This window comes from Erythrobacter sp. MTPC3, assembly GCF_042854385.1.
Classification (GTDB): domain Bacteria; phylum Pseudomonadota; class Alphaproteobacteria; order Sphingomonadales; family Sphingomonadaceae; genus Erythrobacter.
The window spans coordinates 112,612-137,668 of sequence record NZ_BTGP01000004.1; the positions used below are offsets into that span (position 1 = coordinate 112,612).

Consider the following 25,057-nt stretch of genomic DNA (forward strand, 5'->3'; position numbering starts at 1 on the left):
ACAGGAGAGATGCGGAAATGTCGGCGACAGATGCGAATTCGGGACCGGATTACAGCACCGTAATGGCGATTGAGGATATCGGCGCGGCGATCGACTGGCAGGCTGAACATGCCGAAATCAACGCTGCGCCATGCACCGCGCGGATCGTGCGCGCACTGAAGGCGGTTTTGCGCACAGACACGCTGACAGGGCGACGGATCGCCGGGTGGGAGGGGTTGACGCTGAAAGATGCGATGCCGCTGCGCGTTGCAGGCGGATTGCACCATTTGCTGCTTTCGGGACAGGACGACAGGCTGGCGCGCGTTTACAGCGGCCAGATCGCCGATCAGCAGCGCGTTGACGCTCTCGTATGCGAACTGGTCGAACAATTCGATGCGCAGCTGCTCCCTTGGCTGGATGGACCGCCGCAGACGAACGAGGCTGGCCGGGCAGCCAGCATCATGGGCGGACTGTTATGGCTGGCGCAGCGGACGCAAAGGAAATTTGAGCTGTTTGAACTGGGCGCGAGCGCGGGTGTGATCACCATGCTTGACCGGTACCGGTTCACTTTAGGCGAGACAGTGGTCGGGCCTGCAAATTCGCCCATGCACATCGCGCCGGAATGGAAAGGCGCCTCTCCGCCAGCTGCAACTGAGGATTTCGAGATCCTGTCCGTGGCCGGATGCGATCTTGCACCAATTGACCTGTCGGATGCTGACAGTGCGTTAAAGCTGAAAAGCTATGTCTGGCCTGACGCACCGGGAAGAATGGCACGGATCGACGCGGCAATCGAATTGGCGAGCAATCAGCCCCCTGTATTAACGCGAGAAGATGCGGGCGCGTTCGTCAAATGGTTTCTTGCCCAGCCGCAAGCGGGCAGCACCGCGCGGGTCATGTTCCATTCGATCATGTGGCAATACATGCCCGAAAGCACGCAGGCCGCCATCACTGCGCAATTCGAGGCTGCTGGCGAGCTTGCATCTTCAGATCGGCCGCTCGGCTGGGTATCGCTGGAAACCGATCCCAAGACATTCCGGCACGAGCTGAAAGTGCGCCTTTGGGATGGCGGCGATCATAGCGGCGAAACGGTGCTGCTAAGCCACGCGCACCCGCACGGGGCCTGGGTCGAATGGAGCGGTGGCTAAAGCCCATTACCGGTTTAGAAATTGCGTCATGGCCGCATTCACAGCACCTGGCGCTTCCCATGGGACGAAATGCCCGCAATCGGGCACGCGTTCGATGGTCAACGGGTCGATTATCTCGTCCAGTCCTTCGAGATTTTCCGGCGGTAATGCAAGATCGTCGAGCGCCCAGATTACGAGCGTAGGGATCGTAAGTTTTGGCAGGACAGGCGCAACATAGGCAGCGGGGATCTCAAACGGTTCGTCCATCGTGGGCACCGTGATAGGGCTGGCGCGGTAATAATTGATCATGCCGAATGCCGAATCGCGGTTCTGCCAGTCGCGCAGCAGCTGGTCGCGCTCTTCCGGCTCCATCGCCTGCGGCCTGTCCCATTTGACCTCTTGCTGCATCAGCCCGGTAAGCCCCTGATCCTTAATCAGCGGATCGTTGGCCGGGTCGCGAAAACCGCGGATATACTGGCTTGCCTCTCGCTGGCCGGGATGCGTGTAAAGCAGTTTCTGGAAGATTGCCGGGTGCGGCGCATTGGCGATAATCGCCCGCTCGACGCGCATATGCTGCCCGCCAAGTGCCACGCCCCATGCGATCGCGCCGCCCCAGTCGTGGCCGACAATCGTGAATTTTCCAACGTTCAGCGCATCGGCGAGCATGAAGACATCGCCGATCAGCTTGTCAGGCGTGTAGGCATCGACCTCCTGCGGTTTTGACGAGCCGCGATAGCCGCGCTGGTCGGGGGCGATGCAGCGATAGCGATCTTTGAAATGCGCGATCTGGTGACGCCACGTGCGGTGGCTTTCGGGAAAGCCGTGCAGGAAGATAAGCGCAGGCGCATCAACCGGCCCTTCATCAACACAGTCGAGGTGGATGCCATTGGCGAGCGCGACGCGTTTCTGTTCCATCTGGCCTCAGCCCTCGCTTTCCATCTTTTCCATATATCCATTTGCGACCATCCCCGCCATCTGGTCGAGCAGCGCCTCGGGCGTGCGGCGCACTTCGCCCATGCCTGCCTCTGCGCCTTGCGCAACGATGATCTCCCGCTCTCCGGCGGCCATCCCGTCCAGCATTGCCTTGGCCGCATCGGCGACCGGGATGCCTTCATCGATAGCCTTGTCACTGCGCCCGCGTTTGCGGCCATCGCCAAGCATCGCGTTGCGCGCCACATCGGTCGCGACTGATCCGGGATAGATGACGTGGACCTGCACCCCCGTTTGCGAAAGCTCGGCGCGCAGGGCATCGCCATATCCCGCAAGCCCGAATTTGACCGCGCTATACGCCGTGCGCATCGGCACGCCGACCTTGCCGGCAATTGAGGAAATGAAAGCGAGCGCGCCCGATCCGCGCTGCGTCATATGCCCGATCAGACCTTGGGAAAACGCGATTTGCGCCGTCAGATCAATGGCTATAATGTCCCGGTAGACCTGCATATCGGTGTTCAGCGCGCGGCTGCGCTGGGACACTCCAGCATTGGCAAAGGCAACATCTACGCCGCCCTTCCACGCTATCGCTTTGGAAGTGGCATCGGCCAGCGCGTTATCATCGCGAACATCGAACGGCAGGATTAGCGTCTCGCCGCAGTCTTTCGCCACATCTTGCAATCGCGCTTCATCGCGTCCTGATAAAATCACATGCGCACCGCGCGAGGCCGAATCGCGCACCAGAGCTGCGCCAATCCCGGATGACGCGCCTGTTATCCAGACCACTTTCCCAGTGTAATCCATGTCTCTCTCCCCTAATTCTGTTCAGGGATAGCTGACCGTCTTGGGCACTTCGGGCAAGGGAATATATTCTTCGGCATCGCCTGGGACGACCGGAAACCTCCCTTCGCGCCAATCCTCTCTGGCTTGCTTGATCCGTTCCCTGTCGGAGCTCACGAAATTCCACCATACGTGCCGCTTGGTAGCGAAAGCCTCTCCGCCCAGCAGCATCACGCGTGCGCCATCCTTGCTGGTTAGCGTCATTTCAGCGCCCGGTGCGAGCACCGCCAGTTCAAAGGACCCAAGAGCCGCGCCATCGACCGATGCCTCCCCGCCAACCAGCAGCACCGCCCGTTCATCCGCGTTGGCCTCTATCGGGATCGAACCACCGGGACCAAGCAGGATTTCAGCATAGATCGTATCTGCATAGGTCGTGGTGGCTGCGCTTTCGCCCCACAGATCGCCCATGATGACCCACGCTTTTGCGCCTTTATCCTCGACGAGCGGAAGATCCCGAACCGCCTCGAAAGCCGGGTCGATTTCCTCCTTTCCGTCGGGAAGCGCGAGCCATGTCTGCATTCCGTAAAGCATCGGACCTTTCGCGCGTTCATCCTGAGGAGAACGTTCGGAATGCACGATACCGCGTCCGGCGGTCATCAAATTGACCGTGCCGGGCCGGATCGTGGAAAACGTGCCGAGACTGTCGCGGTGTTCGATGGCGCCCTGAAACAGCCACGTGACGGTCGCCAGATTGATATGCGGATGCGGGCGAACGTCCATGCCCGTCCCGATATCCAGCTGTCCGGGTCCGAATTCATCGACGAACACGAACGGGCCCACCATTGTCCGCGCTTTGGAGGGAAGAACCCGCCGCACCTCGAATTGTCCGAGATCGTGCGTCGTCGGGGTGATGGTCTGTGTGATCATTTCGCCAGCTCGCTTTCGATGATGTCTCGCAGGTTCTCAGGAAACAATGCCTCATGCCAGTCTGAAAGCTCGGCAAGCGTGAACCAGCGGTGCTGCGTCATCAGGTTTTGCTCAAGCTCGGTGTGACGCGAAGTGTCGATGTCTGCATGATCGGTGCGCACGATAAAATACCGCTCGTCGCCCTGCACAGGCTCACCCTCGACCGTGACAAATTCAGGCGTGGTCCGCGCGATCTGCTGGCCGGGTTCAGCAGCCAATCCGGTTTCTTCGAACAGTTCGCGCTTTGCAGCCTGCTCAAACGTCTCACCCGCTTCGCATTCGCCGCCTGCCGTCACCCAGAAAGGCGGCCGGCCGGGCACATCGAACCGGAACATCAGGGCGCGTCCCTGCGGCTCGATCAGGATGATCCGGGCGGACCGGCGCAGGCGTTTTTCAGGGTTGAGATCGGCCATCAGGCCGGCACGCCTGCCTTGATCGCGACAGCATGAACGCGCTCTCCCACAATATCACCGAGCGCCGCGATGACAGCGCGCTGGCGGGCGAGGCGGCTCATCGGCTCAAACGCGGCGGACTCGATGATGATGGTAAAGTGGCTTTCCCCCGATCCATCATCGCCGGAATGGCCCGCGTGACTGGCGCTGTCATTGATGATTTCCAGTTTGGACGGTGCAAAAGCGCCGGTCAGCCGCTCTTCCATTTCGTGTGCGATAGTTCCGCTCATTCCGGCTTGTCCTTTTTGCAATAATCTTCGGCTTGGAATTTGGGGCCTTAGGCACCATTCTCAACCCTTATGGCTTCGTCAAAGTTTCATGGCCGTGTCGAGGACGCGGATCGGGTGTGCGAACACCCCACTTGCCGCGACGCAGGAGAATTCCGTGCACCGGGCTATCGCCCCAACGGTTTTGACGGGCCGGGCGAGTGGCGCTGGTTCTGCCTTGACCATGTGCGAGAATTCAACGCGGGCTATGACTGGTTCGAAGGGATGAGCGCGGAGGAAATACTGTCCGCGCAATCTCCCGCCAGCGGCTGGCGCACAGAAAGCGCGGCTTTTTCTCCCAAGGCCGCCGTCGATGGAATGCCGCGCTGGGCGGATTACGATGATCCTCTCGATGCAATCTCTGCCCGCGCAGGCGGCATACGCAGCCGCGCCGAGCGTGAGGCGAAAATGGCGATGAGTGGCCGCTTTTCCAAAGACGAGGCGCAGGCGTTGGAAACGATGGGGCTGGGCAGCAACACCGACAGCCGCCGTTTGCGCCGCCGCTATTCAGAACTGGTGCGCCGGTATCACCCGGATCGCAATGGCGGGGACCGGCAATACGAAACGCGGCTGAACAAGGTTGTCGATGCCTATCAGCTGTTGAAAAAAAGCGCAGCGATCAGTTAGGTTTCGCCAGCCGCCTCAATCAGTCGCTGGTCAATGGCGGTTGCTTCCTTGTAAGCGGCGCGGTCGGTGCAGCGCGCGACATACGCCTCGAACGCGGGCGTTGCCGGGATCGAGCCGAACCGCAGCCCCCAGATAAACTGGCTCCCAACATATGTGTCCGCCATCGTAAAACGGTTTCCGGCAGCGAAATCGTTCTCCGATAGCCAGCCATCCATCGCCGAGAGTGTTTTTTCCAGACTGCCAAACCCGGCCATCGCGGTGCGCTCCTCCGGCACTTCCCAGTCCATCGCCTTGGCTATGACGGCCTGCTCCAGCGGTCCGGCGGCAAAGAACAGCCAGCGAAAATAGGACGCGCGTTCGTGGGCATCGGGAAGCAGCCCTTTATCGGGATGCGTTTCGGCGAGGTAATGATTGATTGCTGCCGCTTCTGAAATCACGTGATCGTGATCCCCGTGATGATGCACGAGGGTCGGCACTTTGTTCATCGGATTGATATCGGCGAAGCCATCGGGACGTTTCGCCCAATCAAACGCGATCTGTTCATAATCTGCGCCTGCTTCGTGCAAGGCCCAGCGCGATATCTGCCCGCGGCTCATGGCGACGGTGTAAAATGTAAATTCGGCCATTGTATCAGCGTCCTTTGGTGAGGATCGGTTCAAAGCCGCCATAGATCAGGCGAGATCCGTCGAAGGGCATTTCTTCGCCGGGGTGAGCTTCGAACCCTTCGCCTTTCATCATCGCTTCGTTGGCTTTTTCGAAAGTCTGCTTGTCGGGCCAGATGACCCAGCCCGCGACGATCTTTTCGCCCTCGGGCGCAGCCACGGCTTTGCGGAAATCGGTATTCTTGCCGTCGGGAACGTCCTGTTCCCACGCTTCCATCACCTCGATTGCCCCGTGGTCCATCGACCAGTTCGCCATGAATTCCGCAGCCTCTTTATAAGCTTCACGGTTTTCCTCCGGCACGGATAGCGCCGCCACTGCCACATACATTGTATCTCTCCCGTCCATCTTCCCGGCGGGACACATAACACGGACCGCCCGGCCCGATCCATCAGTTCTGGCGAAAGGCCCAGCGCAGCGTGCGGCCCATGCCCCACGTGGCAGCGCGGGCGGGAAGGGCGGTCAAAACCGGCTTTTGCAGGCGCAGCATCCCGCGCGCCCAATCGGGCAACATCGCCACCGCCTCTGCCCCGATCATCGTCTGCAATGCAGGCGGAGCGCCTTTTGGTCGCTGACTGAGCACGAGCTGCGCAACCTCGCGCGCCGCAGGAGAGGCGCTGAGGTCGCTGCGCAGTTCGCGAAAAATGCTGTCCGCTTCGTTCTGCGTCTCGGGCACCGGGTCCGCGCCCAGTGCGCGGGCGATTACGGCGAACTGGCGGTAATATTCATCGCGGTCAGCATAGGGCATATCGGGCCGGACATGCCGTAAATATCCTGCCAGAAAACTTTGCGCCTCCACGACATGTACCCATGCAAGCGTCCGCGGATTGCTGGCGTTGTAGGGGGATCCATCGGGCAGAGTGCCGCCAACCTTTGCATGGATGCGGTTTACCCGCTCTATCGCTTTCATTGCCTCATCGCGGTGGCCGAACGTCGTGACCGCGATAAACCCTGCGGTGCGGCGCAGTCTTCCGTGCATGTCTTCGCGAAAATTGGAATGGTCGAGCACACCCTGCAGCGCGTGCGGATGAAGCATTTGCAGCATCAGCCCGCGAATGCCGCCAGTCATCATACCGACCAGATCGGCATGCACCATGCGGATCGGCGTATCGCGCGCAAACAGTGCGTCATCCGATGGGGGGACGGGTTTTTGACCCTTGGATGTGTCGTTGAAGACGCCGCGCACCTGTTCGACAAGTTTGGTGCGCAGCGATTCGATGGGATCGGCCATTTGGAAGATGTAGGGATGCCCGCTGGATTTTTCGAGCCGCACCGCAAAGCTACGCTGCACAAACCCCGAATTTCAGGCAAATTGGGCGCACTTGCAAATTTAGCAGGCCCCTTCGGCTTGCGGCATCGCCAATCGCGCTCTAACCGGATTGCGCAATGAATAACATGACCGATCACTCATTCGACCCTTCGAAGCAAACCGTCCTCGATTCGCCCGACACCACCGTGGATGTTCGCGATACATTCGGGCTCGACATGGACTGGCAGGTGCCCGCATTCAGCGTGCGCGACGATCATGTGCCTGATATCGACAAGTCTTACGTGTTCGACCCAGACACCACGCTCGCGATCCTTGCAGGTTTTGCGCACAATCGCCGCGTTATGGTTCAGGGCTATCATGGCACCGGCAAATCGACCCACATCGAACAGGTCGCCGCGCGCCTCAACTGGCCGAGCATCCGCGTGAACCTAGATGCGCATATCAGCCGCATCGATCTGATCGGCCGTGATGCGATCGTCCTGAAAGACGGATTGCAGGTAACCGAATTCAAGGAAGGCATCCTTCCCTGGGCGCTGCAGCATCCCGTGGCGCTGACATTCGACGAATATGATGCGGGCCGGCCGGATGTCATGTTCGTGATCCAGCGCGTGCTGGAATTTGATGGACGTCTGACGCTGCTCGATCAGAACCGCGTGATTACACCGAACCCGAATTTCCGCCTGTTTGCGACGACCAATACGGTCGGCCTTGGCGACACCAGCGGGCTGTACCACGGCACGCAGGCCATCAACCAGGCGCAGATGGACCGCTGGAACATTGTGTGCGCGCTCAATTATCTGCCCGCCGAAACCGAACAGCAAATTGTCAAATCAAAGGCGCCCGATGGCGATGATGCGATGATTGCGGACATGGTAAAGGTTGCCGAGTTGACCCGTCAGGGATTCATGAACGGCGATATTTCAACTGTGATGAGCCCGCGCACCGTCATCACCTGGGCGCAGAATGCCGCGATTTTCAATTCCGTCGGCTTTGCTTTCCGTCTTTCCTTCCTCAACAAATGTGACGAGGCAGAGCGGACTTTGGTAAGCGAATATTACCAGCGGGTGTTCAACGACGACCTGCCGGAAAGCGCCGTTAAATCCGCGTAACGAAAGGCGCTTGATCGCTGGTGTAATACCCTGCTAATACAGTTAGTATGGGTTTTCTAGCGCGATTTAGAAAAGGCTCCGGCGGGCAGGACCGCCGCGAAAGCGAGGCGGGATATTTCCCGCTTTACGAATCGCAGCGACCTGATTGGGACGCGGACGATTTCGCGGCTGACGGCGGCTCTCGCTATTCGTCCGATTTTGATCGTTGGGACAGCAAGCTCTCATCGCTCGATGGTGATGTCGCGCGGGAGGAGCGCAACCGCCTGCCGTGGTGGCGTCCTGCGCGGTATCGCGGACGGCGCAAACGCTGGTGGTTTGTGCGCCTGTTCGCGCTTGGCTTGCTGCTCTTCATGGCGATGATTGCATGGCTTGCGGTGACAGCCCCGCTATCGAAATCGCTTGAGCCGATTGCGACACCGCAGATTACTTTGCTGGCGAGCGATGGCACGCCGATTGCGCGCAGCGGCGCGGTTGTAGAGGCGCCGGTCGAGATCGAAACGCTGCCGCCGCACGTGGTGCAGGCATTTCTGGCGATCGAGGATCGGCGGTTTTATTCGCACTGGGGCGTGGACCCGCGCGGGGTCGCCCGCGCCGCGTGGACGGGTGTGGGCGGCGGCAGCACCATCACGCAACAGCTTGCCAAATTCACCTTTCTCACACCCGAACAAAGCCTGTCGCGAAAGGCGCGTGAGGCGCTGATAGCGTTCTGGATGGAAAGCTGGTTGACCAAGGACGAAATTCTGGAGCGGTATCTTTCCAACGCCTATTTCGGCGCCAACCAATACGGTTTGCGCGCGGCGTCGCTGCATTATTTCTACCGCCAGCCGGAAAACTTGCTGCCTCAGCAAGCCGCGATGCTGGCCGGGCTGTTGCAGGCCCCGTCGCGCTACAATCCGGCGAAGCATTATGACCGGGCGAAACGCCGCATGGACCTCGTCATCGGCGCGATGGTGGCAGAGGGGTATTTAACGCAGGCGCAGGCGGATGCGCTGCCCGATCCCAAGATGGATGTCCGCGCGCGTAACGATGTGCCCACCGGCACGTATTTCGCCGATTGGGCGCTGCCGATAGCGCGCAAGGATGTGGAGCAGACATATTCCCGCCAGACTTTCACCACTACGCTGGATGCACGGCTTCAGGAACTTGCTGGCCGAGTCACAAACAACGCCGCACTTGGCGATGCGCAGGTGGCGCTGGTGGCGATGCGGCCCAGCGGAGAGGTCGTCGCGATGGTGGGCGGAAAGAATTACTCGGCATCCCCGTTCAACCGCGCCACGCAGGCAAAACGGCAACCCGGCTCCACGTTCAAGCTGTTCGTCTATCTCGCCGCGCTGGAAGCGGGGTGGGAGCCGGATGATACGATTGACAACACGCCGATAGAAACCGGCAACTATCGTCCCAAAAATTCCGGCAACAGATACTCGCCCACGATCACGCTGGAAGACGCGCTGGCCACATCCAGCAATGTTGCGGCGGTGCGGCTGTTCAACGAAGTGGGCAGCGAAAACGTTATCCGCACCGCGCGCTCTCTGGGCGTGACTTCGCCGCTGCCCGAGGGCGATCCCAGTCTTGCGCTGGGCACATCATCAATGAGCCTGCTGGAGCTGACATCGGCCTATGCTGGGATCGCGGCGAATTCCTTCCCGGTCTGCGCCCACGCTTTTCCAGACGAGGAAGAGGGCTGGTGGGAATGGCTGACCACACCCGAAGATAACGTGTCCAGCCGCTCCCACGCCGATCTTGAACAGATGCTGCGTGCCGTCATTAACGAAGGGACGGGCAGGGCTGCGACCTTGCCGATCGCGAATTACGGGAAAACGGGCACGACGCAGAATTATCGCGACGCGCTGTTCGTCGGATACGCGGGCGATCTGGTGGTGGGCGTGTGGATCGGCAATGACGATAACTCACCGCTCGACCGGGTGACCGGCGGCGGGCTGCCGGCACGCATCTGGAAAGATTTCATGCGCGGCGCGCTATCGCTGCCAGCGCCTGCGCCCAGCGCCTCTCCCGATCCCGAAGGGCCAATCCAGCCATTTGATATCGAAGACGGCGCAGAATTTCCGCTGGATGAAAACGGATCGCGCATCCGTTTCGATGATGACGGGATCACTGTCAGCGCCGAAGTGGATGGCTTTCCGCTTGAGCTGAGGCTGGATGATGGCGGTCTGGTGATAGAGCCCGCCGAAGCGGAATAGCGTACCCGCAAAGCTGCGCCGCTGCCCGGTATCAGGCCATCAGGATGTTGAGGATGGCGGTCGCGATGGGCCGGTCACGATTGTCCTGCCAAGCCTCGACCGAGATATTTGCATTTCGCCGACCCAGCCGAGTGATCCGCCCCTTGGCGTAGCTGGGCTGCGCTTTTCCGGCTGAAAGATACTGGACGGTTATATTGACCGGCTTCATCTGCGCCTCGCGCCCCTCTTCGATCAGGCGGGCGCGCAGAGCGGCATAGGCTGCGTTTTCCAGCAGGCCTGCCGTTGCGCCGCCGTGATAAAACGCTGGACGCCCCTCAACTGACTGGCCGAATTCGACCGAAAGGACTGGCACACCGTCTTCTTCATCGGCGATCTTGATACCGAGTGCGCGGGCATAGGCGGGCAGGGCGTCGGCGGTCATTGTGGGCCGCTTTCATGACCAGAGCTATCGCCTTCTTGCATCACTTTGCCGTCTCTCGGGTCTTTATTGATGGTCATGAATACGCCGGCCACATGCGCAACCGGATCACTATGATCGCCGTCATGCGCGATGCCCCGGACAAACGCGGCAGAGCGCGTCGTGCGATAACATTCCACCCTGCCCCAGACCGATGACCGTTCGCGCGCAGGACGCTGGTAATCGACCCGCAGGTCCAGTGTCGCAATGGGCGTGAACGTCCCTGTTGTCTGCCAGATGCTCATACCGCTTGCCATGTCCATCAGGCTGATAATCGGCCCGGATGCGAGGACCGCGCGGTCCGGTTCGCCAAGAAGATGCTCGCCCCAAGGCAGTTCAAGCTCAACCCAATTATCCTCATGCGCGCTGTATTTCAGGCCGAGCCAGCCTGAATGGCCATGCGAGAAGAAGAATTCCGACGCTTTGCTCGCGTCAAATTTGGGGAGTGGAGTGCTCATCGCGGCGATCATTGGAAGCCGGGACGCTGCATTACAATCATTTAATTTCTCAGTCGCGGGTCGGCGCGCCAGTTAGCGGGCCGTGCCGCCAGCAATCCCGCTGCGGCGGATAATCGAGGGGAAACCGATGAATCTTCCGAAAATCGAGATCAACGCATTGCCCGGGCTGGACACCGCGCAGGCGCTTTACGGCTCGGTCACGCAAATGGGCGCGACCTATGACGACACCATCGTGGCGATCATGGTCTATGTTTACGAAACCGCGCCGCCTCCGCCTCCCGGCCTGTTCTGATCGGAGCGGACTGAACCGATGCATGTGCATCCCGAAATCGCGGCGCTGCGAACCGATCCGGCATCGCAGCGCTGCGCCCAGGACCGAATGCGCGAAGCGCAGGCTGATTGGCATCGCCTGCCTCAGGCGCGCCGCATTTCGTGCGAACTGGCGCAATACGGCGCGGGTCAGCCGCTTTCGCAGTGTCCTGGCCTGACCTCGCTGCTGACCGACCTGCCGGTCGCTGCGGCTTTTGTGGCTGAGTGGCAAAGCCGCATTCTGGGCGCGCTTTCCCGCGAGCCGCTGGGTGAGGTGCCGCACCATTATTCCTGCTCGGCAGGGTTATCCAATATCCGCCTGATGGAACACGGCCGTGCGGCGCTGAGTATTCTGGCATATGAACGGCGTGGCGGATCACAAACGCTTGCGCCGCAGACAGCCCTGTTCGCAGATCGCGAGTGCCGGGAACTGGTTTTGGCCGGAAGTGGATCTGGCACTCTCCATCACCGGCAGGGGGGATCAACCGGTAAGGGCTTGATCGCAAGCAACCCGGCGCATTGGAAAAGCGGCAACACGATAGAATTGGCAGGCGCAGATCAGGCGCGGCAGATATCGCAAGTCGAGGGATCAATGGTGCTGCTCCAACTCTCTCGAACCGCGGAAAAGCCAGGGCCGTCGCAGGAATTGCAGCTGGACGATGGAGAGGTTTTGCAATTGGCCAGCGGCGACAAATCGGCCAGCCAGCGGCTGATGGCGCTTGCGGTGCTGGGTGCGGCGCAATCCGAAAAGGCGCTGCCGGTGATGAGGGGCAGGGCGCTCGACAAGGCAGAGGATGCCGATGTGCGGTGGGAGGCGGTGCGGCAGACGCTGTCCATCGATGCGGCGCGCGGGATAGCCCTGCTCGACATACTTCGCCGTGATGAAGCTGATCCTCTGGCTGGCCCGGCCTGCGATCTCCTCGACAGTTTGATCCGCGCCAATCCGTCTATCTCCAACTACATCGCAGAGGCTGCGTGATGCCCCAGATTATCGAAAATCTATCGGCAGAAACGTGCACGCTTGAGGATTGTATCGAGGCGCTCGCCGCGCTCGATTTCGATCCGCGCGATCCTTCGAGCACGCAGGAGGCTGCGGGCTGGCTGCGGAAGCTGACCAATAACCGAGCTTTCCTTGCCGACGTGCTGATAGATCGGTTGCAAGGCAAAGCGGGCAGCGCCGTCGATAGCGGCTATGGACCGCAGGCGTTGGTCCTCAGCCCAAGGCGGGGAAACATGTTTCTGCGCGCCAATATCTGGCCCGCGCAGCAGGATCTGTGTTTCCGCACCAGCGGCGCAAAAGCGTTTGTTTACGGGGTGCCGCACGACCACAATTTCTCGTTTCTGACGAGCGGATATCTGGGGCCGGGTTACAGCAGCGATTACTACGAATACGATTATGAAGAGGTCACGGGCTTTGCAGGAGAGGCGGTCCCGCTGCGCTTCATTGAACGCAGTGCACTTAATGAGGGCAAGCTGATGCTCTACCGCGCACACCGCGATGTCCATTCGCAATTGCCGCCGGACAGCCTCTCTGTCTCGCTCAACGTCATGCATGTCGATCCGGCGCAGTGCTGGTTCGATCAATATGGCTTTGATCTGGAGCAGCTGGAGGTGACGCGGGTGCTCAGCCCGAATGCGACCGAGACCTTCCTTCGCGTGGCTGTCGCGTTGGGAAGCGATGAGGCGCTGGATTTTGCCGAGCAAACCGGGCGCACCCATCCCAGCGAACGGTTGCGCCTCGCCAGTTATGAAGCGCGCGCGGCGCGGCTATGTGCGCTCGGCGATCAGGATGATCTGTGGCGCGAGGCAGAACTATCGGGAAGCCGGATGCTGGTCGCCGCCGCAACGCAGCGCCGGGCGGCGATTGATCGTTAAAGCACTCCGCCAGCAAGCCGGTCTATCGCCCCTTGCAAAATGATTGCGGCCGCGTGGCTGTCGATGGCCTCGGCGCGTTTTGCGCGGCTCATGTCCTGACCGATCATTGCTGCCTCGGCGCTTTGCGTCGACCAGCGTTCATCCCAAAGCAGGACGGGGAGGGCGAAGGATTCTGCGCAATTGCGGGCAAAGGCACGGCTGGCCTGAACGCGCGGCCCGTCGCTGCCATCCATATTGCGCGGGAGGCCGATGACGATCCCCTGGACGCGGCGGTTTGCGATCAGGTCTGCGATCACGCCTTTGTCGCGCGCCCATTTACCGCGGCCCAGCGTTTTTCCATTGGTGGCAAAACGCCAGCCCGCGTCGCAGATCGCAGTGCCGATTGTTTTCGTACCCAGATCGAGGCCCAAGAGCACTCCGCCATCGGGAAGCGCATCGGCAAATTCGCTCGCCGATTCCGTGATGAGCACCATGCCTGTCAGTTCGCTGTGTCCATAGCCCGCACCCGGCGCGCTACATCGGCCTGTGTGTTGGCCCAGAACAGCGGGATATCGTATACGTGATAATTGTTGCCCGGCAGCACGTAAGAACCAAGCTCTGGCGGATCGCCAATCAGCAACAGGCCGCGTTCATCGCAGCGTGCAGGGACCGCGCCGGGAACCAGGTCGCCGCTCGACATGCTGTCATCGGGGACGAGCGTGCCGAGATTCTGGCTTTCAGGAGCGGAGCCGCCGAATGTGCCGGTGATCGGGTTGGTGCAAAGAATCGTGCTGTCGCCGCGCAATTCGCCGTCAAACCCGACAGAATTCGAATACGCCTTCATCACGCTGGATGGATCGGCAGGTTCGGCAAAACTTGACCATGACAGCAGGCAGCCCGTTTGTGACGGTGTGGCGCAAGCATCTATGCCCATCGCGGGCAGGTCATGATCGATAGAGACGGGCCAGCCTACGGCATAGGCTGCGACCAGCCGGTCCGCTTCGGACGATCCTGCAATCTCTTCGCGCAAAAGGCGCAGCAGATGCAGCGATCCTTGACTGTGACCGGCCAGCACAATCGGTGTGTCCGCATCCAGCGAGCTTAGGAAGTAGCGGTAGGCTTCGAGCACATCGGCATAGGCTGCATCGATTGCTTGTTCGCCCTCGGGTGCATCGGTCAGAAACGCGCCCATCGTTGCCTGCCGGTATCGCGGAGCCCAGATCTCGCTCGCTTTGTTAAACGGGCTGGCCATGCCGCGCACATATGTACGGGCGATGGTATCGGCGTCGCTGTCTGCGGCCTCTTCTATCGGCGCATTCCAGCTTTCGCGGCTGAGATAGCTGGTCGGATGGATGAAGAAGATCGCGAAATTCGGCACTTCGCTGGCAGCTGTGTTTGCCGGCTGCTTGGCCTCGGTGCCTGGTTCGCCCGCCGCCGCGGCCACGCTCGGTTGCCAGCGCGCAGGATCGTTTACCCCAAAACCGGGGCGCGAAATCCATAACGCCGGGTCTTGATAAGCGTTCGCCTCAAGCGGCTCTGTCGGAGTGAATTCAGCGGACGGGACGAACGCCATTTCGGCGAGCTCATCCTGAAACAGTTCGTATCCGATCCGTCCGATCAGAAAAAGCACGATGCAGGCGGCGATAAAGTAGAGGAATTTTTTGGCCATGATTGTCAGCTAACGCGCCTGCTACTCCTCGGTTTCATAGCCGTCGGCGATCGGTGGCCGTAAAGTGGACCAGGCGCGATCGGGCCTGAGGCTGGAAAACCACGAGGCTGGGTTCCAGGTGGTCGATCCATCGAGCGAAAACGTGATGAATTCTGCACGCCCGCCAATATTCTCCAGCGGGATACCGCCGCCCAGACCGCGGGCTTCTGCCGCGGCGCGGCTGTCGGCGCTTTCATCGCGGTTGTCACCCATAACGAAAACATTGCCGGCAGGCACGGTGTAGGGACCGAAATTGTCGAGGCGCTGCTGTCTGTGGTCGATGGTGAGATATGTCGCCCCGTTCGGGAGCGTTTCGCGGTATGCCTCCATCTTGAAGTAATCGCGCCCGTCCTCGCCAGTTACGCGGTATGGCTCAAAATTGTTGAGGCACGGCCCTGCTTCGCACGTCAATTCCGGTTCGAACGGGATGCGGATATCGGGCACCTGTTCGCGCTTGATCGGTGTGCCGTTCAGGATGATCTGCCCCTCGGCGACTTCGATGGTGTCGCCGGGCAGGGCGACAACCCGCTTGATATAATCCTCGTCACGGACTGGATGCACCGGGATCACGATGTCGCCATATTCCGGGGTATCGGGCATGATGCGCCATTCGCCGCGCGGCAGCAGATGAAAGCTCGCCGATGCCCATGACCAGCCATACGGATATTTGCTGACGACCAGCCGGTCCCCCACCCACATCGTCGGCATCATGGATGTCGAGGGGATGTAGAACGGTTTCGCCACGAGGCTGTGAAAGGCCAGCACGGCGAGCAGCATAAGCGCCAGTCCGCGCATTTCTGCGAACCAGTTGATCTTGTCCTCTCCTCCATCTTTTGATGCGGGAGCGGTGCTGGCCTGTTTGGTATCGGTGGACGTCACGGGTTCTGCTTTATCTCGGGGGCAGTCAGGACGATCATTTGCGCAGGGCCTCGATAATCACGAATGCCTGTGCCCATGGATGATCGTCGGTTAGGGTCAGATGAATATGCGCCTCATGGCCTGCGGGGATCATTTCTTCAAGCCGCTTTGCAGCGCCGCCCTCCAGTGCGAGCGTTGGTGCGCCTGAAGGAGCGTTCACCACGCCGATATCCTTCATGTAAACGCCGCGCCTGAAACCGGTGCCGACCGCTTTGCTGAAAGCTTCCTTGGCTGCGAAGCGTTTGGCGTAGGTTCCGGCGATGGTGAAAGGGCGGCGGCGGGCCTTTGCACGCTCTATCTCGGTAAAGACGCGGTTCTCGAACCGCTCTCCGAACCGGTCGATAGAGTTCTGTATCCTTTCGATATTACACAGGTCCGATCCGGTGCCGATAATCATATACTCAAATCCCTTGTGAAAACCGCGAAACCGAAAACTGCGATCATGCTCGCGCCGTAAAACCCGTTCGCGCATCGCAAACAATAGGGCTCATGAAAACCTTCGGCGGGACGCATGTAGTGCCGATTGGCCAATCATGCACCGCGCAGGAACAGCGCAATCACAAGTGCAAATACCAGAGCGTGCAGGCAAACCTGACTTTTAAACAGCGGGTGGGTGAAGTCACCCTTTCCGATGCGAAGCGCGCCGACAAACCCGAATATCTGAAACCCGGTCCAGCCAATCGCGAACGGCATCATCCGGCCCAAATTGAGCGACAGTCCGAGAAAACCGATGGAAATGAGGAACAGCGCTGCGGCCGCGAATGCCCAAAGCCTCTGGCTGGACGACAATTCAGGCGCAGGCTGATTATCGGGGGAAGGTGGCATCACGTCGTGACCGGATCTGGTTGGTGCGCGCAGTTAGCGGGCATCGTCTATCAGTTCGCGCATCCGGCGGATCGCGTTTTCCAGCCCGACAAACACCGCTTCACCTACTAGATAATGGCCGATATTCAATTCCGCCATCTGCGGAATAGCGGCGATTGGCTGGACATTGTCGAATGTCAGCCCGTGACCCGCATGAGGCTCGATCCCGTTCAAGGAAGCAAGCGCGGCCATGTCCGAGATGCGCTTCAGCTCGCTCGCCACGCGCTCGCTGTCGCCATCAATTACGGCGTGCGCATACTCGCCCGTGTGGAATTCGACCACCGGCGCGCCTAGCCGCAGGGCTGCGTCCAGCTGGCGCTCATTCGCTTCGATAAACAGCGACACGCGGATATCGTTGCTGCGCAGTTCATCGACGATAGGGACGAGAGTGTTGTGAAGTCCTGCCGCATCCAGCCCGCCCTCTGTTGTGCGCTCTTCGCGCTTTTCGGGGACAATGCAGGCCGCGTGCGGTTTGTGACGCAGCGCGATTTGCAGCATTTCGCGTGTCGCCGCCATTTCAAGGTTGAGCGGGAGGTCGGTCGCCTCCTGTATCCGCGCAAGATCTTCGTCGCGGATGTGCCGCCGGTCTTCGCGAAGGTGCGCGGTGATCCCGTCGCCGCCAACGCTCGCCACGATTTCAGCAGCGCGAACGGGATCGGGATGGTCGCCGCCGCGCGCATTGCGAATGGTGGCGACGTGATCAATATTCACGCCAAGCCGCAGCGGGTTGGGATGGAGCGATATGTTCATGGCTTGTCGGCTCCTGTTGCCTATTCCTTGCGGCTGCCGGGTTTTGTAATAGCTACGTTCGCCAGATCATCGGGGATGCTGTCTTCATCGTAGGTGGGAAAATCAAACGCGGCGAGCGGATAGAACGGCACGCCCAGATCGACCGTGCCAACCGACCGGTCGATGAGCGCGCATTCCGCGATGACCTCTCCGCCTTCCTTGGCGATTGCCGCAATCGCCTCGCGACTGGAAAGGCCGGTTGTGACCACATCCTCGACCATCAGAACCCTTGCCCCGCTATCAAGTGCGAATCCCCGGCGCAGATGAAATGTGCCCTCCGGCCGCTCAAGGAAAATCGCGTCCTTGCCAAGGGCGCGCCCGACCTCATGCCCTATGATAATGCCGCCCATCGCGGGGGAGACGACGACATCAACTTTGGCGAGCACGTCTGCTGGAATGCCTGCGACGACGGCCTGCGCGAGTCGGGCGGCGCGGTCCGGGTTCATCAGCACTCTGGCGCATTGAAGATAATGCCCGCTGTGTTTGCCCGATGACAGCTTGAAGTGCCCTTCCAACAGGGCGCCGCAACTGCGGAATTCGTCCAGCACCTGGGCCTGTGACAAGGGGAGGTTTGCGGTGTTGTTCATGGCAAAATATCTCGGGATACAGGCGGCTGGACCGGGTGGATTGCGCGGCGGTCATGCCGCATTGCATATTTTTCTCCCTAGAACCGCTTGAGACAGCGGGCAAGCGCGGCTAATAGGCACTCGAAGCTGGCAGAAATGTCGGCATTGGCGCTGCACGTTTCGTCCACCGAACAGGGGCGAAAGAATCGGGCAGCATGGGATAAAATCGAAAGCGATCTGGACACATTTATGATGGGTCACATCCATACCCGTATGAAATTCGGGGTAATTGCACTCCTTGCAGCTGCCATGGCCATGTTGGCTCCGCAGGCTGCCATGGCTCAGGAAGTTGTCGGCGCAGAGGTTCCGGAAACGGCTGAACCGCTCGAAGTGCCGGCTGGCGAAACCGAAGCGCCCGAGGCAAGTGGCGCTTATGTGCCAATGGCCCCGACAGAGGGTAAGGGTATGCCAACCTCGGCCCAGGATGACCTGCTCGCCAGCATGACCTTTCAGGACCAGTATACGGCGGATGGCCAATACGCGCTGTTCATGCACGATTATATCCTGCTGCCGGTCATCACGCTGATCAGCCTGTTCGTTCTTGGACTGCTGCTGTGGGTGATCTTGAAATTTAACCGCCGCTCCAATCCGGTGCCGTCGAAAACGACGCACAACACCCTGATCGAAGTGGTCTGGACGATTGTGCCGGTGATTATCCTTGTGATCATCGCCGTCCCCTCGATAACGCTGCTGGCACGCCAGTACGAAACGCCGCCAGAAGATGCGATCACGATCAAGGCGACCGGGTATCAATGGTATTGGGGTTACACCTATCCCGACCACGGCGATGTGGAGATCATCTCCAACATGCTGTCCGATGCCGATGCGATCGCAAATAACGAGCCTGCCCAGCTGGCTGTCGATAACCGCATGGTTGTGCCAGCCGGTGTTCCGCTCCGCATCCAGACGACCGGTGCCGATGTGATCCACGCATTCGCCGTGCCTTCGCTTTGGTTCAAGATGGACGCTGTGCCAGGCCGCCTGAACGAAAAGCTGCTGACCATCCCTGAGCCGGGTGTATATTACGGCCAGTGTTCGGAACTTTGCGGTGCGCGCCACGCTTACATGCCAATCGCCGTCGAGGCGCTTCCGATGGAGCAGTTCGAGGCTTGGGTTCTGGAGCAGGGCGGTTCGCTGCCCGGCGCGGACGAAGAGCTGGAAGCGGCTGACATCAACGCTGACGAGACTGACGAAGACCTCGACATCATCGGCGAAGACGAAGCTTAAATAGCGTCGATTGCGTAACTGATACGCAAACGACTGAATACGATAAGAAACGAAGAACCCGAGAGACATTGAACGATGGCTACCACCGCAGAAGGTTTTGACGCTCCAATCGCCGGACATGGCGGAGATCATTCGCATGATCATGCGGACCACAAGCCGGGCTTTTTCGCCCGCTGGTTCATGTCGACGAACCACAAGGATATCGGCACGCTCTACCTGATTTTCGCGATTATCGCGGGCATCGTTGGCGGTGCAATTTCCGGTATCATGCGTGCTGAACTTGCGGAGCCGGGCATCCAGTATCTGCAGTTCTGGGCTCAGTTCATGGGCGGTACGAACGATATCAACACCGCGCTTCACATGTGGAACGTGTTTATCACCGCCCACGGTCTTATCATGGTGTTCTTCATGGTCATGCCGGCCATGATCGGCGGGTTTGGTAACTGGTTTGTTCCGCTGATGATCGGTGCGCCTGACATGGCGTTCCCGCGGATGAACAACGTTTCATTCTGGCTGACGGTTGCCGGTTTCTTCAGCCTGCTGTTCTCGCTGTTCGTACCGGGCGGTACGGGGCCGGGCGCAGGCACGGGCTGGACGGTCTATGCACCGCTTTCCACCAGCGGTTCGGTGGGCCCTGCGGTCGATTTCGCGATCTTCTCGCTGCACCTTGCCGGTGCCGGTTCGATCCTGGGTGCGACTAACTTCATCACGACCATTTTCAACATGCGCGCGCCGGGCATGACGCTGCACAAAATGCCGCTGTTCGTATGGTCGGTTCTGGTCACCGCATTCCTGCTGCTGCTCGCGCTTCCCGTGCTTGCAGCTGCCATCACCATGCTGCTGACCGATCGTAACTTTGGCACGACCTTCTTCGATCCGGCTGGCGGCGGCGACCCCGTTCTTTACCAGCACCTGTTCTGGTTCTTTGGCCACCCCGAAGTGTACATCATGATCCTGCCGGGCTTTGGCATGATCAGCCAGATCGTCGCGACCTTCAGCCGCAAGCCGGTCTTCGGCTACCTCGGCATGGCCTATGCCATGGTCGCCATCGGTGTCGTCGGCTTCATCGTATGGGCACACCACATGTATACCGTCGGCCTCGACGTAAACACGAAGATGTATTTCACGGCAGCCACCATGGTTATCGCGGTTCCTACCGGCGTGAAGATCTTTAGCTGGATCGCCACGATGTGGGGCGGATCGATGGAATTCAAATCGCCGATGGTTTGGGCGATGGGCTTCATCTTCCTGTTCACCGTTGGCGGCGTGACCGGCGTTGTTCTTGCCAATGGCGGCATCGACGATAACCTGCACGACACGTATTATGTGGTTGCCCACTTCCATTACGTGTTGTCGATGGGTGCAGTCTTCTCACTGTTCGCCGGTTTCTATTACTGGTTCCCGAAGATGAGCGGCCGGATGCACTCCGAACTGCTTTCGCACCTGCATTTCTGGGCATTCTTCATCGGCGTGAACGTGATCTTCTTCCCGCAGCACTTCCTGGGGATGAACGGAATGCCGCGCCGGTATCCGGACTATCCAGAGGCGTTCGCATTCTGGAATGAAATCAGCTCCTATGGCTATCTCATCATGGCCGGTTCGATGCTGATCTTCTTCGCGAACCTCGCTTATGCCTTCACGGCAGGCCGCAAGGCTGGAAACAATCCGTGGGGCGAAGGCGCAACGACATTGGAGTGGACGCTGACCAGTCCGCCGCCATACCACCAGTTCGAAACGCTTCCGGTGATTGAGGATCATCACGATTACCACGATCACATGCCGCGCGATGCAAAGCCTGCGTCGGCGTAACCTGACCTGGGCGCGGTTCGCTGATCTGATGCGGCGCGCTTAGACAATCGAAACGGGGAGGGCGCGCTATCAAAAGTGCGCTCTCTTCAAATGGAAACTGAAACAAACCGCCATATGGACACCCTGCTGACCCCCACTGCAAAGCCGCAAAGCATGCCGGCGGATTGGCGCGATTTTTTCACGCTGACCAAGCCGCGCGTGATGACCCTGGTGATCTTCACCGGCATTTGCGGTCTGCTGGCGGCACCGGGCAGCATTCACCCGGTTCTCGGCTTTACTGCTATTCTCGCGATTGCGATGGGTGCTGGCGGGTCCGCCGCTCTCAACCATTGGTGGGAAGCGGACCTTGATGCAGGCATGAAGCGGACAGCGAACCGCCCCCTGCCGAGCGGGCGCCTGCGCGGCGTCGACGCGCGCGATTTCGGGATATTCCTGTCTGCTACATCGGTCGGGCTCATGGGCGTGGCGATTGGCTGGCTTGCTGCTGCATCGCTCGCCGTGGCGATCATTTACTACGCCGTTATCTACACCATGTGGCTAAAACCGCGCACGCCGCAAAACATCGTAATCGGCGGCGGCTCGGGTGCATTTCCGCCCTTCATCGGATGGATAGCCGTCACAGGCGAGATTACGCTGATGCCGGTGCTGCTGTTCGCGATCATCTTCATGTGGACGCCGCCGCATTTCTGGGCGCTCGCGCTGTTCATGAAGTCCGACTATGCGAAGGTCGGCATTCCGATGATGCCGGTCGTCGCGGGCGAGCGTTCGACGCGCCGCCAGATCCTTGTCTACACTGTCTTGCTGGCCCCTGTTGCTATTGCGCCGTGGGCTATCGGCGCGACGAGCTGGGTCTACGGATCGGTTTCGGTCGTGTTGTCCCTGATGTTCCTCGCCTATGCGATGCCGGTGGGCGTTCGCGAGCGGGCTGACGAAGACGCGATGAGCCAGGAAAAGACGTTGTTCAAATTCAGCATCTATTATCTTTTCATTTTGTTCGCCGCTCTGGTGGCTGACCGTCTGCTTGAGAAAAATGGCTTGATCGGTGGAGGCATGTTCGCATGACGCCTGAAGAGGAAACCGAAACAAAGCGCCGCCAGAAAGCACGCAATTGGGTGCTGGGCGGAACGCTGATTTTCTTTGTCGTGCTGTTTTACGCGATCACGATTGCGAGGCTTGGCAGCCAGTGAGCACAGCGCACGCCTCCATCGACGATCGGAACCTTCGCACCGGCGGCCTCGCGCTATTGGGCGCGCTGGCGATGCTCGGCCTGGGCTACGCGGCGGTCCCGCTCTACGATTTGTTCTGCCGCGTTACCGGATTTGGCGGGACCACACAGGTCGCGACCGAGGCTGAGGCGAGCAGTGCGGCCAGTGCGGGCATTTCAAAAGAGATATCAATCCGCTTTGATGCATCGACCGCGCGTGATGTTCCATGGGCTTTCCGCCCGGCACAGGCGACGGACACCGTCCGCATCGGGCAGCGCGACCTTGCCTCCTATGTGGCCCGCAATGACGGATCGGTGCCGATCACCGGCACGGCCACATTCAATGTCGAGCCTGCACAGGCGGGCAAGTATTTTCACAAGATCCAGTGTTTCTGCTTCACGCAGCAAACGCTCCAGCCCGGGCAGGAAGTGAACATGCCCGTGCTGTATTACGTCGATCCGGCCATCCTCGAAGATGAATTTATGGCTGACGTCGAACAGATTACGCTGAGTTACACTTTCCACCGCGCGAAAGAGCCCGTAAGCACGGCTCTCGACCGCTCGAACTGACGCATAACGTATCCTGAGGGATGGGAACGACACCATGGCTGGCAACGTAAACCACGATTATCACATTCTCGAACCCGATATCTGGCCGCTGATCGGCTCGCTGTCGGCGCTCGTCTTTACCAGCGGTATGGTGCTGAGCTTTTACCCGGACCTGTTCGGTGCAGCGAGCAGCGTAGTGATGTGGGCCGGTCTGGCCGGTCTGATCGCAACCTTCTTCATGTGGTTCAAGAACATCGTTGTCGAGGCGGAGCGCGGCGATCACACGCCTGTCGTGCAGCTTCATATGCGGTACGGAATGATACTTTTCATCGCTTCCGAAGTGATGTTCTTCGTAGGGTGGTTCTGGAGCTTCTTCGACTTTTCGCTGTTCCCCACACCGCTGGAATACGATGCCGCAACCGGCACAACCACGACACTGTTCGGTCAGGCGGGCGCGCTGGCAACCTTTGTGCCGCAGGGTATGGAAGTGCTCGATCCATTCAGCCTGCCGCTGCTCAACACGCTGATCCTGCTGTGCTCGGGCACGACGGTAACATGGGCGCACCACTCGCTGATTCACGGTGATCGTGAAGGTCTGCGGCAGGGGCTTTGGGCAACCATTGCCCTTGGCGCGCTGTTCAGCTTCATTCAGGCATACGAATATGCGGTTGCGCCGTTCACCTTCGGTGGCAACACATATTCGTCCGCGTTTTACATGGCGACCGGTTTCCACGGCTTTCATGTTCTGGTCGGCACCATTTTCCTCGCGGTCTGCCTGTTCCGCGTTTACAAAGGCCACTTCACACCGCGCCAGCACTTCGGTTTTGAAGCGGCTGCGTGGTACTGGCACTTTGTCGATGTGGTGTGGCTGTTCCTCTTCATCGCAGTGTACATCTGGGGTGGTTGGGGCGCTCCGGTCCATTGATCGACGCGGACCAGCAATCGAAACACAGCGAGGGGCAGCCGGGACTATTCCAGGCTGCCCTTTCTGGTTTGTGCCCGCGCTGCGGCAAGCCCACATTGTTTGAGGCACCCGCCAGCGTGGCGATAACCTGCGAGGCCTGCGGGCTTGATTTTACCAAGCTGGAACGCGGCGCAAGGCTGGCTGGCCTTGTGACCATCCTGATCGCCGCGTTGCTTATCGGAGCGGCAATCGGCGTCGATATCGCGATCAATCCGCCCTTCTGGCTTCAGGCATTATTCTGGGGACCATTCACGATCGCGGCCACAATCGGCACGCTGCGGTTTTACAAGACCGCGCTGCTTTACCGTCAATACGACATTCAAATCGAGCAAAAGGCGCAGGGCGAATGATCTCCCGCATCCCGATTATCCCGACGCTTATCGTCTTGGCTGCCGCGATCACGATGATCCGCCTGGGTTTTTGGCAGCTCGACCGCGCAGATGAAAAGGCCGAGATGCTCGCCCGGTATGATGCTGCGGTAGAAACCGGTGTTCAGGTGCCGTTCCCCGTGACAGGTGATGGCAAGGATGTCTGGTTCCGTCAGAGCGCCATCGATTGTGCCGAGGTCAGCGGCATAGAAACGGTCGCTGGCACAGCCGCCAACGGGCAAAAGGGCTGGACGCAGCGCGCGACCTGCACTCTCGGTGAGGGGGGCGTTTTGGTCGATCTGGGCTTTTCACGCGAGATTGAACCACCCGTTTGGGAGGGCGGCACGGTGACCGGCATTATTGCACCAGGTCCGCGGCTAGTCGCTGATCCCCCGCAGGCCGATCTGCGCCCGCTCGCCCGGCCCGATCCGAGCGAGCTTCCCAACAACCACTTGGCCTATGCCGGTCAGTGGTTCCTTTTCGCCCTCACCGCGCTGCTTATCTACGGATTTGCGCTACGATCGCGGTTTCGAAAGAAGCGCTGACAGAAAGAAAGACTAGCGGACGGGTCAAGCGACCCTTGCTTGCCCTT

32 protein-coding genes are annotated in these 25,057 nt (G+C 59.9%); 15 read left to right on the top strand and 17 right to left on the bottom strand.

Features of this window, described 5'->3' with window-relative positions:
• Positions 1-17: 17 nt before the first annotated feature.
• Positions 18-1,124: a DUF2332 domain-containing protein gene (locus ACGHU1_RS07105; RefSeq protein WP_390585097.1), complete on the top strand. Its 1,107-nt coding sequence runs from the start codon at positions 18-20 to the stop codon at positions 1,122-1,124.
• 6 nt (positions 1,125-1,130) lie between these two features.
• Here the strand turns inward: ACGHU1_RS07105 and ACGHU1_RS07110 are convergent, their stop codons facing one another.
• Genes ACGHU1_RS07110 through ACGHU1_RS07130 form a run of 5 tightly spaced genes read right to left on the bottom strand, consistent with a single transcriptional unit; the run spans position 1,131 to position 4,461 of the window.
• Positions 1,131-2,018 (bottom strand): alpha/beta fold hydrolase, encoded by an 888-nt coding sequence (locus ACGHU1_RS07110; protein ID WP_390585099.1) that lies wholly within the window; start codon positions 2,016-2,018, stop codon positions 1,131-1,133.
• A gap of 6 nt (positions 2,019-2,024) precedes the next feature.
• The gene (locus ACGHU1_RS07115; RefSeq protein ID WP_390585102.1) at positions 2,025-2,837 is read right to left on the bottom strand and encodes an SDR family NAD(P)-dependent oxidoreductase; all 813 of its coding nucleotides are present in this window, start codon (positions 2,835-2,837) and stop codon (positions 2,025-2,027) included.
• A 21-nt stretch (positions 2,838-2,858) separates the two neighbouring features.
• Complete coding sequence (locus tag ACGHU1_RS07120) at positions 2,859-3,740, bottom strand: pirin family protein (protein ID WP_390585104.1); 882 nt, start codon at positions 3,738-3,740, stop codon at positions 2,859-2,861.
• Positions 3,737-4,192 carry an NUDIX hydrolase gene (locus ACGHU1_RS07125; protein ID WP_390585106.1) on the bottom strand — a complete coding sequence of 152 codons (456 nt, stop codon included), beginning with the start codon at positions 4,190-4,192 and terminating at the stop codon, positions 3,737-3,739. Before ACGHU1_RS07125 ends, ACGHU1_RS07120 begins: the two co-directional genes overlap by 4 nt.
• Positions 4,192-4,461, bottom strand: coding sequence for a BolA family protein (locus ACGHU1_RS07130; protein ID WP_390585109.1), 270 nt, complete (start codon positions 4,459-4,461; stop codon positions 4,192-4,194). Before ACGHU1_RS07130 ends, ACGHU1_RS07125 begins: the two co-directional genes overlap by 1 nt.
• Positions 4,462-4,530: 69 nt before the next feature.
• Here ACGHU1_RS07130 and ACGHU1_RS07135 point away from each other — a divergent pair, with 69 nt between their 5' ends.
• Positions 4,531-5,124 carry a J domain-containing protein gene (locus ACGHU1_RS07135; RefSeq protein WP_390585111.1) on the top strand — a complete coding sequence of 198 codons (594 nt, stop codon included), beginning with the start codon at positions 4,531-4,533 and terminating at the stop codon, positions 5,122-5,124.
• On the opposite strand, the gene ACGHU1_RS07140 is transcribed toward ACGHU1_RS07135, so the two are convergent.
• From ACGHU1_RS07140 to ACGHU1_RS07150, 3 genes are all read right to left on the bottom strand, one after another.
• Positions 5,121-5,750 carry a glutathione S-transferase family protein gene (locus ACGHU1_RS07140; protein WP_390585114.1) on the bottom strand — a complete coding sequence of 210 codons (630 nt, stop codon included), beginning with the start codon at positions 5,748-5,750 and terminating at the stop codon, positions 5,121-5,123. The genes ACGHU1_RS07135 and ACGHU1_RS07140 overlap by 4 nt on opposite strands.
• 4 nt (positions 5,751-5,754) lie before the next feature.
• On the bottom strand, positions 5,755-6,114 hold the full coding sequence (locus tag ACGHU1_RS07145; protein ID WP_390585115.1) for a DUF1428 domain-containing protein: 360 nt from the start codon (positions 6,112-6,114) through the stop codon (positions 5,755-5,757).
• Between the two features lie 61 nt (positions 6,115-6,175).
• On the bottom strand, positions 6,176-7,015 hold the full coding sequence (locus ACGHU1_RS07150; RefSeq protein WP_390585539.1) for an oxygenase MpaB family protein: 840 nt from the start codon (positions 7,013-7,015) through the stop codon (positions 6,176-6,178).
• Between the two features lie 155 nt (positions 7,016-7,170).
• Between ACGHU1_RS07150 and cobS the strand changes: the two genes are divergently transcribed.
• Positions 7,171-8,163 carry a cobaltochelatase subunit CobS gene (gene cobS / locus ACGHU1_RS07155; protein ID WP_390585118.1) on the top strand — a complete coding sequence of 331 codons (993 nt, stop codon included), beginning with the start codon at positions 7,171-7,173 and terminating at the stop codon, positions 8,161-8,163.
• 47 nt (positions 8,164-8,210) lie between these two features.
• On the top strand, positions 8,211-10,361 hold the full coding sequence (locus tag ACGHU1_RS07160; protein ID WP_390585120.1) for a transglycosylase domain-containing protein: 2,151 nt from the start codon (positions 8,211-8,213) through the stop codon (positions 10,359-10,361).
• Between the two features lie 31 nt (positions 10,362-10,392).
• Here the strand turns inward: ACGHU1_RS07160 and ACGHU1_RS07165 are convergent, their stop codons facing one another.
• Both ACGHU1_RS07165 and ACGHU1_RS07170 read right to left on the bottom strand, forming a co-directional pair.
• Positions 10,393-10,782, bottom strand: a complete 390-nt coding sequence (locus ACGHU1_RS07165; RefSeq protein WP_390585123.1) for a PaaI family thioesterase — start codon at positions 10,780-10,782, stop codon at positions 10,393-10,395.
• Entirely contained in the window at positions 10,779-11,276 is a 498-nt protein-coding gene (locus ACGHU1_RS07170; RefSeq protein ID WP_390585126.1) for a PaaI family thioesterase, read from the bottom strand. Before ACGHU1_RS07170 ends, ACGHU1_RS07165 begins: the two co-directional genes overlap by 4 nt.
• A gap of 127 nt (positions 11,277-11,403) precedes the next feature.
• Here ACGHU1_RS07170 and ACGHU1_RS07175 point away from each other — a divergent pair, with 127 nt between their 5' ends.
• The 3 genes from ACGHU1_RS07175 to ACGHU1_RS07185 are packed head-to-tail and all read left to right on the top strand — an operon-like array spanning position 11,404 to position 13,460.
• Positions 11,404-11,568: a hypothetical protein gene (locus ACGHU1_RS07175; protein ID WP_390585128.1), complete on the top strand. Its 165-nt coding sequence runs from the start codon at positions 11,404-11,406 to the stop codon at positions 11,566-11,568.
• An 18-nt stretch (positions 11,569-11,586) separates the two neighbouring features.
• The gene (locus ACGHU1_RS07180; protein WP_390585130.1) at positions 11,587-12,564 is read left to right on the top strand and encodes a HEAT repeat domain-containing protein; all 978 of its coding nucleotides are present in this window, start codon (positions 11,587-11,589) and stop codon (positions 12,562-12,564) included.
• Complete coding sequence (locus ACGHU1_RS07185) at positions 12,564-13,460, top strand: transposase (RefSeq protein ID WP_390585132.1); 897 nt, start codon at positions 12,564-12,566, stop codon at positions 13,458-13,460. The genes ACGHU1_RS07180 and ACGHU1_RS07185 overlap by 1 nt, the downstream gene beginning before the upstream one ends.
• On the opposite strand, the gene ruvX is transcribed toward ACGHU1_RS07185, so the two are convergent.
• From ruvX to pyrE, 7 genes are all read right to left on the bottom strand, one after another.
• Entirely contained in the window at positions 13,457-13,933 is a 477-nt protein-coding gene (gene ruvX / locus ACGHU1_RS07190; protein WP_390585134.1) for a Holliday junction resolvase RuvX, read from the bottom strand. The two genes, ACGHU1_RS07185 and ruvX, sit on opposite strands and share 4 nt — an antisense overlap.
• A 5-nt stretch (positions 13,934-13,938) precedes the next feature.
• Positions 13,939-15,108: a DUF3089 domain-containing protein gene (locus tag ACGHU1_RS07195; RefSeq protein ID WP_390585136.1), complete on the bottom strand. Its 1,170-nt coding sequence runs from the start codon at positions 15,106-15,108 to the stop codon at positions 13,939-13,941.
• Positions 15,109-15,129: 21 nt separating this feature from the next.
• Positions 15,130-16,026 carry a signal peptidase I gene (lepB, locus tag ACGHU1_RS07200; RefSeq protein WP_390585138.1) on the bottom strand — a complete coding sequence of 299 codons (897 nt, stop codon included), beginning with the start codon at positions 16,024-16,026 and terminating at the stop codon, positions 15,130-15,132.
• 34 nt (positions 16,027-16,060) lie between these two features.
• A complete protein-coding gene (acpS, locus tag ACGHU1_RS07205; protein WP_390585140.1) occupies positions 16,061-16,462 on the bottom strand; it encodes a holo-ACP synthase in 402 nt (133 codons plus the stop codon).
• 134 nt (positions 16,463-16,596) lie between these two features.
• A complete protein-coding gene (locus tag ACGHU1_RS07210; protein ID WP_390585142.1) occupies positions 16,597-16,890 on the bottom strand; it encodes a pyridoxal phosphate biosynthetic protein in 294 nt (97 codons plus the stop codon).
• 33 nt (positions 16,891-16,923) lie between these two features.
• Positions 16,924-17,679 carry a pyridoxine 5'-phosphate synthase gene (locus ACGHU1_RS07215; RefSeq protein ID WP_390585144.1) on the bottom strand — a complete coding sequence of 252 codons (756 nt, stop codon included), beginning with the start codon at positions 17,677-17,679 and terminating at the stop codon, positions 16,924-16,926.
• Between the two features lie 20 nt (positions 17,680-17,699).
• Complete coding sequence (pyrE, locus tag ACGHU1_RS07220) at positions 17,700-18,281, bottom strand: orotate phosphoribosyltransferase (RefSeq protein WP_390585542.1); 582 nt, start codon at positions 18,279-18,281, stop codon at positions 17,700-17,702.
• Positions 18,282-18,557: 276 nt separating this feature from the next.
• On the opposite strand from pyrE, the gene coxB reads away from it, so the two are divergent.
• The 8 genes from coxB to ACGHU1_RS07260 all read left to right on the top strand — a co-directional run bounded on the left by coxB (position 18,558) and on the right by ACGHU1_RS07260 (position 25,010).
• The gene (coxB, locus tag ACGHU1_RS07225) at positions 18,558-19,571 is read left to right on the top strand and encodes a cytochrome c oxidase subunit II (RefSeq protein ID WP_390585544.1); all 1,014 of its coding nucleotides are present in this window, start codon (positions 18,558-18,560) and stop codon (positions 19,569-19,571) included.
• A gap of 75 nt (positions 19,572-19,646) precedes the next feature.
• Positions 19,647-21,380, top strand: coding sequence for a cytochrome c oxidase subunit I (gene ctaD / locus ACGHU1_RS07230; RefSeq protein ID WP_390585146.1), 1,734 nt, complete (start codon positions 19,647-19,649; stop codon positions 21,378-21,380).
• 114 nt (positions 21,381-21,494) lie between these two features.
• Complete coding sequence (locus ACGHU1_RS07235; RefSeq protein ID WP_390585546.1) at positions 21,495-22,442, top strand: heme o synthase; 948 nt, start codon at positions 21,495-21,497, stop codon at positions 22,440-22,442.
• Positions 22,439-22,567 carry a hypothetical protein gene (locus tag ACGHU1_RS07240; protein ID WP_390585149.1) on the top strand — a complete coding sequence of 43 codons (129 nt, stop codon included), beginning with the start codon at positions 22,439-22,441 and terminating at the stop codon, positions 22,565-22,567. Before ACGHU1_RS07235 ends, ACGHU1_RS07240 begins: the two co-directional genes overlap by 4 nt.
• On the top strand, positions 22,564-23,154 hold the full coding sequence (locus ACGHU1_RS07245) for a cytochrome c oxidase assembly protein (RefSeq protein ID WP_390585152.1): 591 nt from the start codon (positions 22,564-22,566) through the stop codon (positions 23,152-23,154). The genes ACGHU1_RS07240 and ACGHU1_RS07245 overlap by 4 nt, the downstream gene beginning before the upstream one ends.
• 34 nt (positions 23,155-23,188) lie before the next feature.
• Positions 23,189-24,058 carry a cytochrome c oxidase subunit 3 gene (locus tag ACGHU1_RS07250; protein WP_390585154.1) on the top strand — a complete coding sequence of 290 codons (870 nt, stop codon included), beginning with the start codon at positions 23,189-23,191 and terminating at the stop codon, positions 24,056-24,058.
• The gene (locus tag ACGHU1_RS07255) at positions 23,998-24,447 is read left to right on the top strand and encodes a DUF983 domain-containing protein (protein WP_390585156.1); all 450 of its coding nucleotides are present in this window, start codon (positions 23,998-24,000) and stop codon (positions 24,445-24,447) included. The genes ACGHU1_RS07250 and ACGHU1_RS07255 overlap by 61 nt, the downstream gene beginning before the upstream one ends.
• On the top strand, positions 24,444-25,010 hold the full coding sequence (locus ACGHU1_RS07260) for an SURF1 family protein (protein ID WP_390585158.1): 567 nt from the start codon (positions 24,444-24,446) through the stop codon (positions 25,008-25,010). Before ACGHU1_RS07255 ends, ACGHU1_RS07260 begins: the two co-directional genes overlap by 4 nt.
• Positions 25,011-25,057 lie beyond the last annotated feature (47 nt).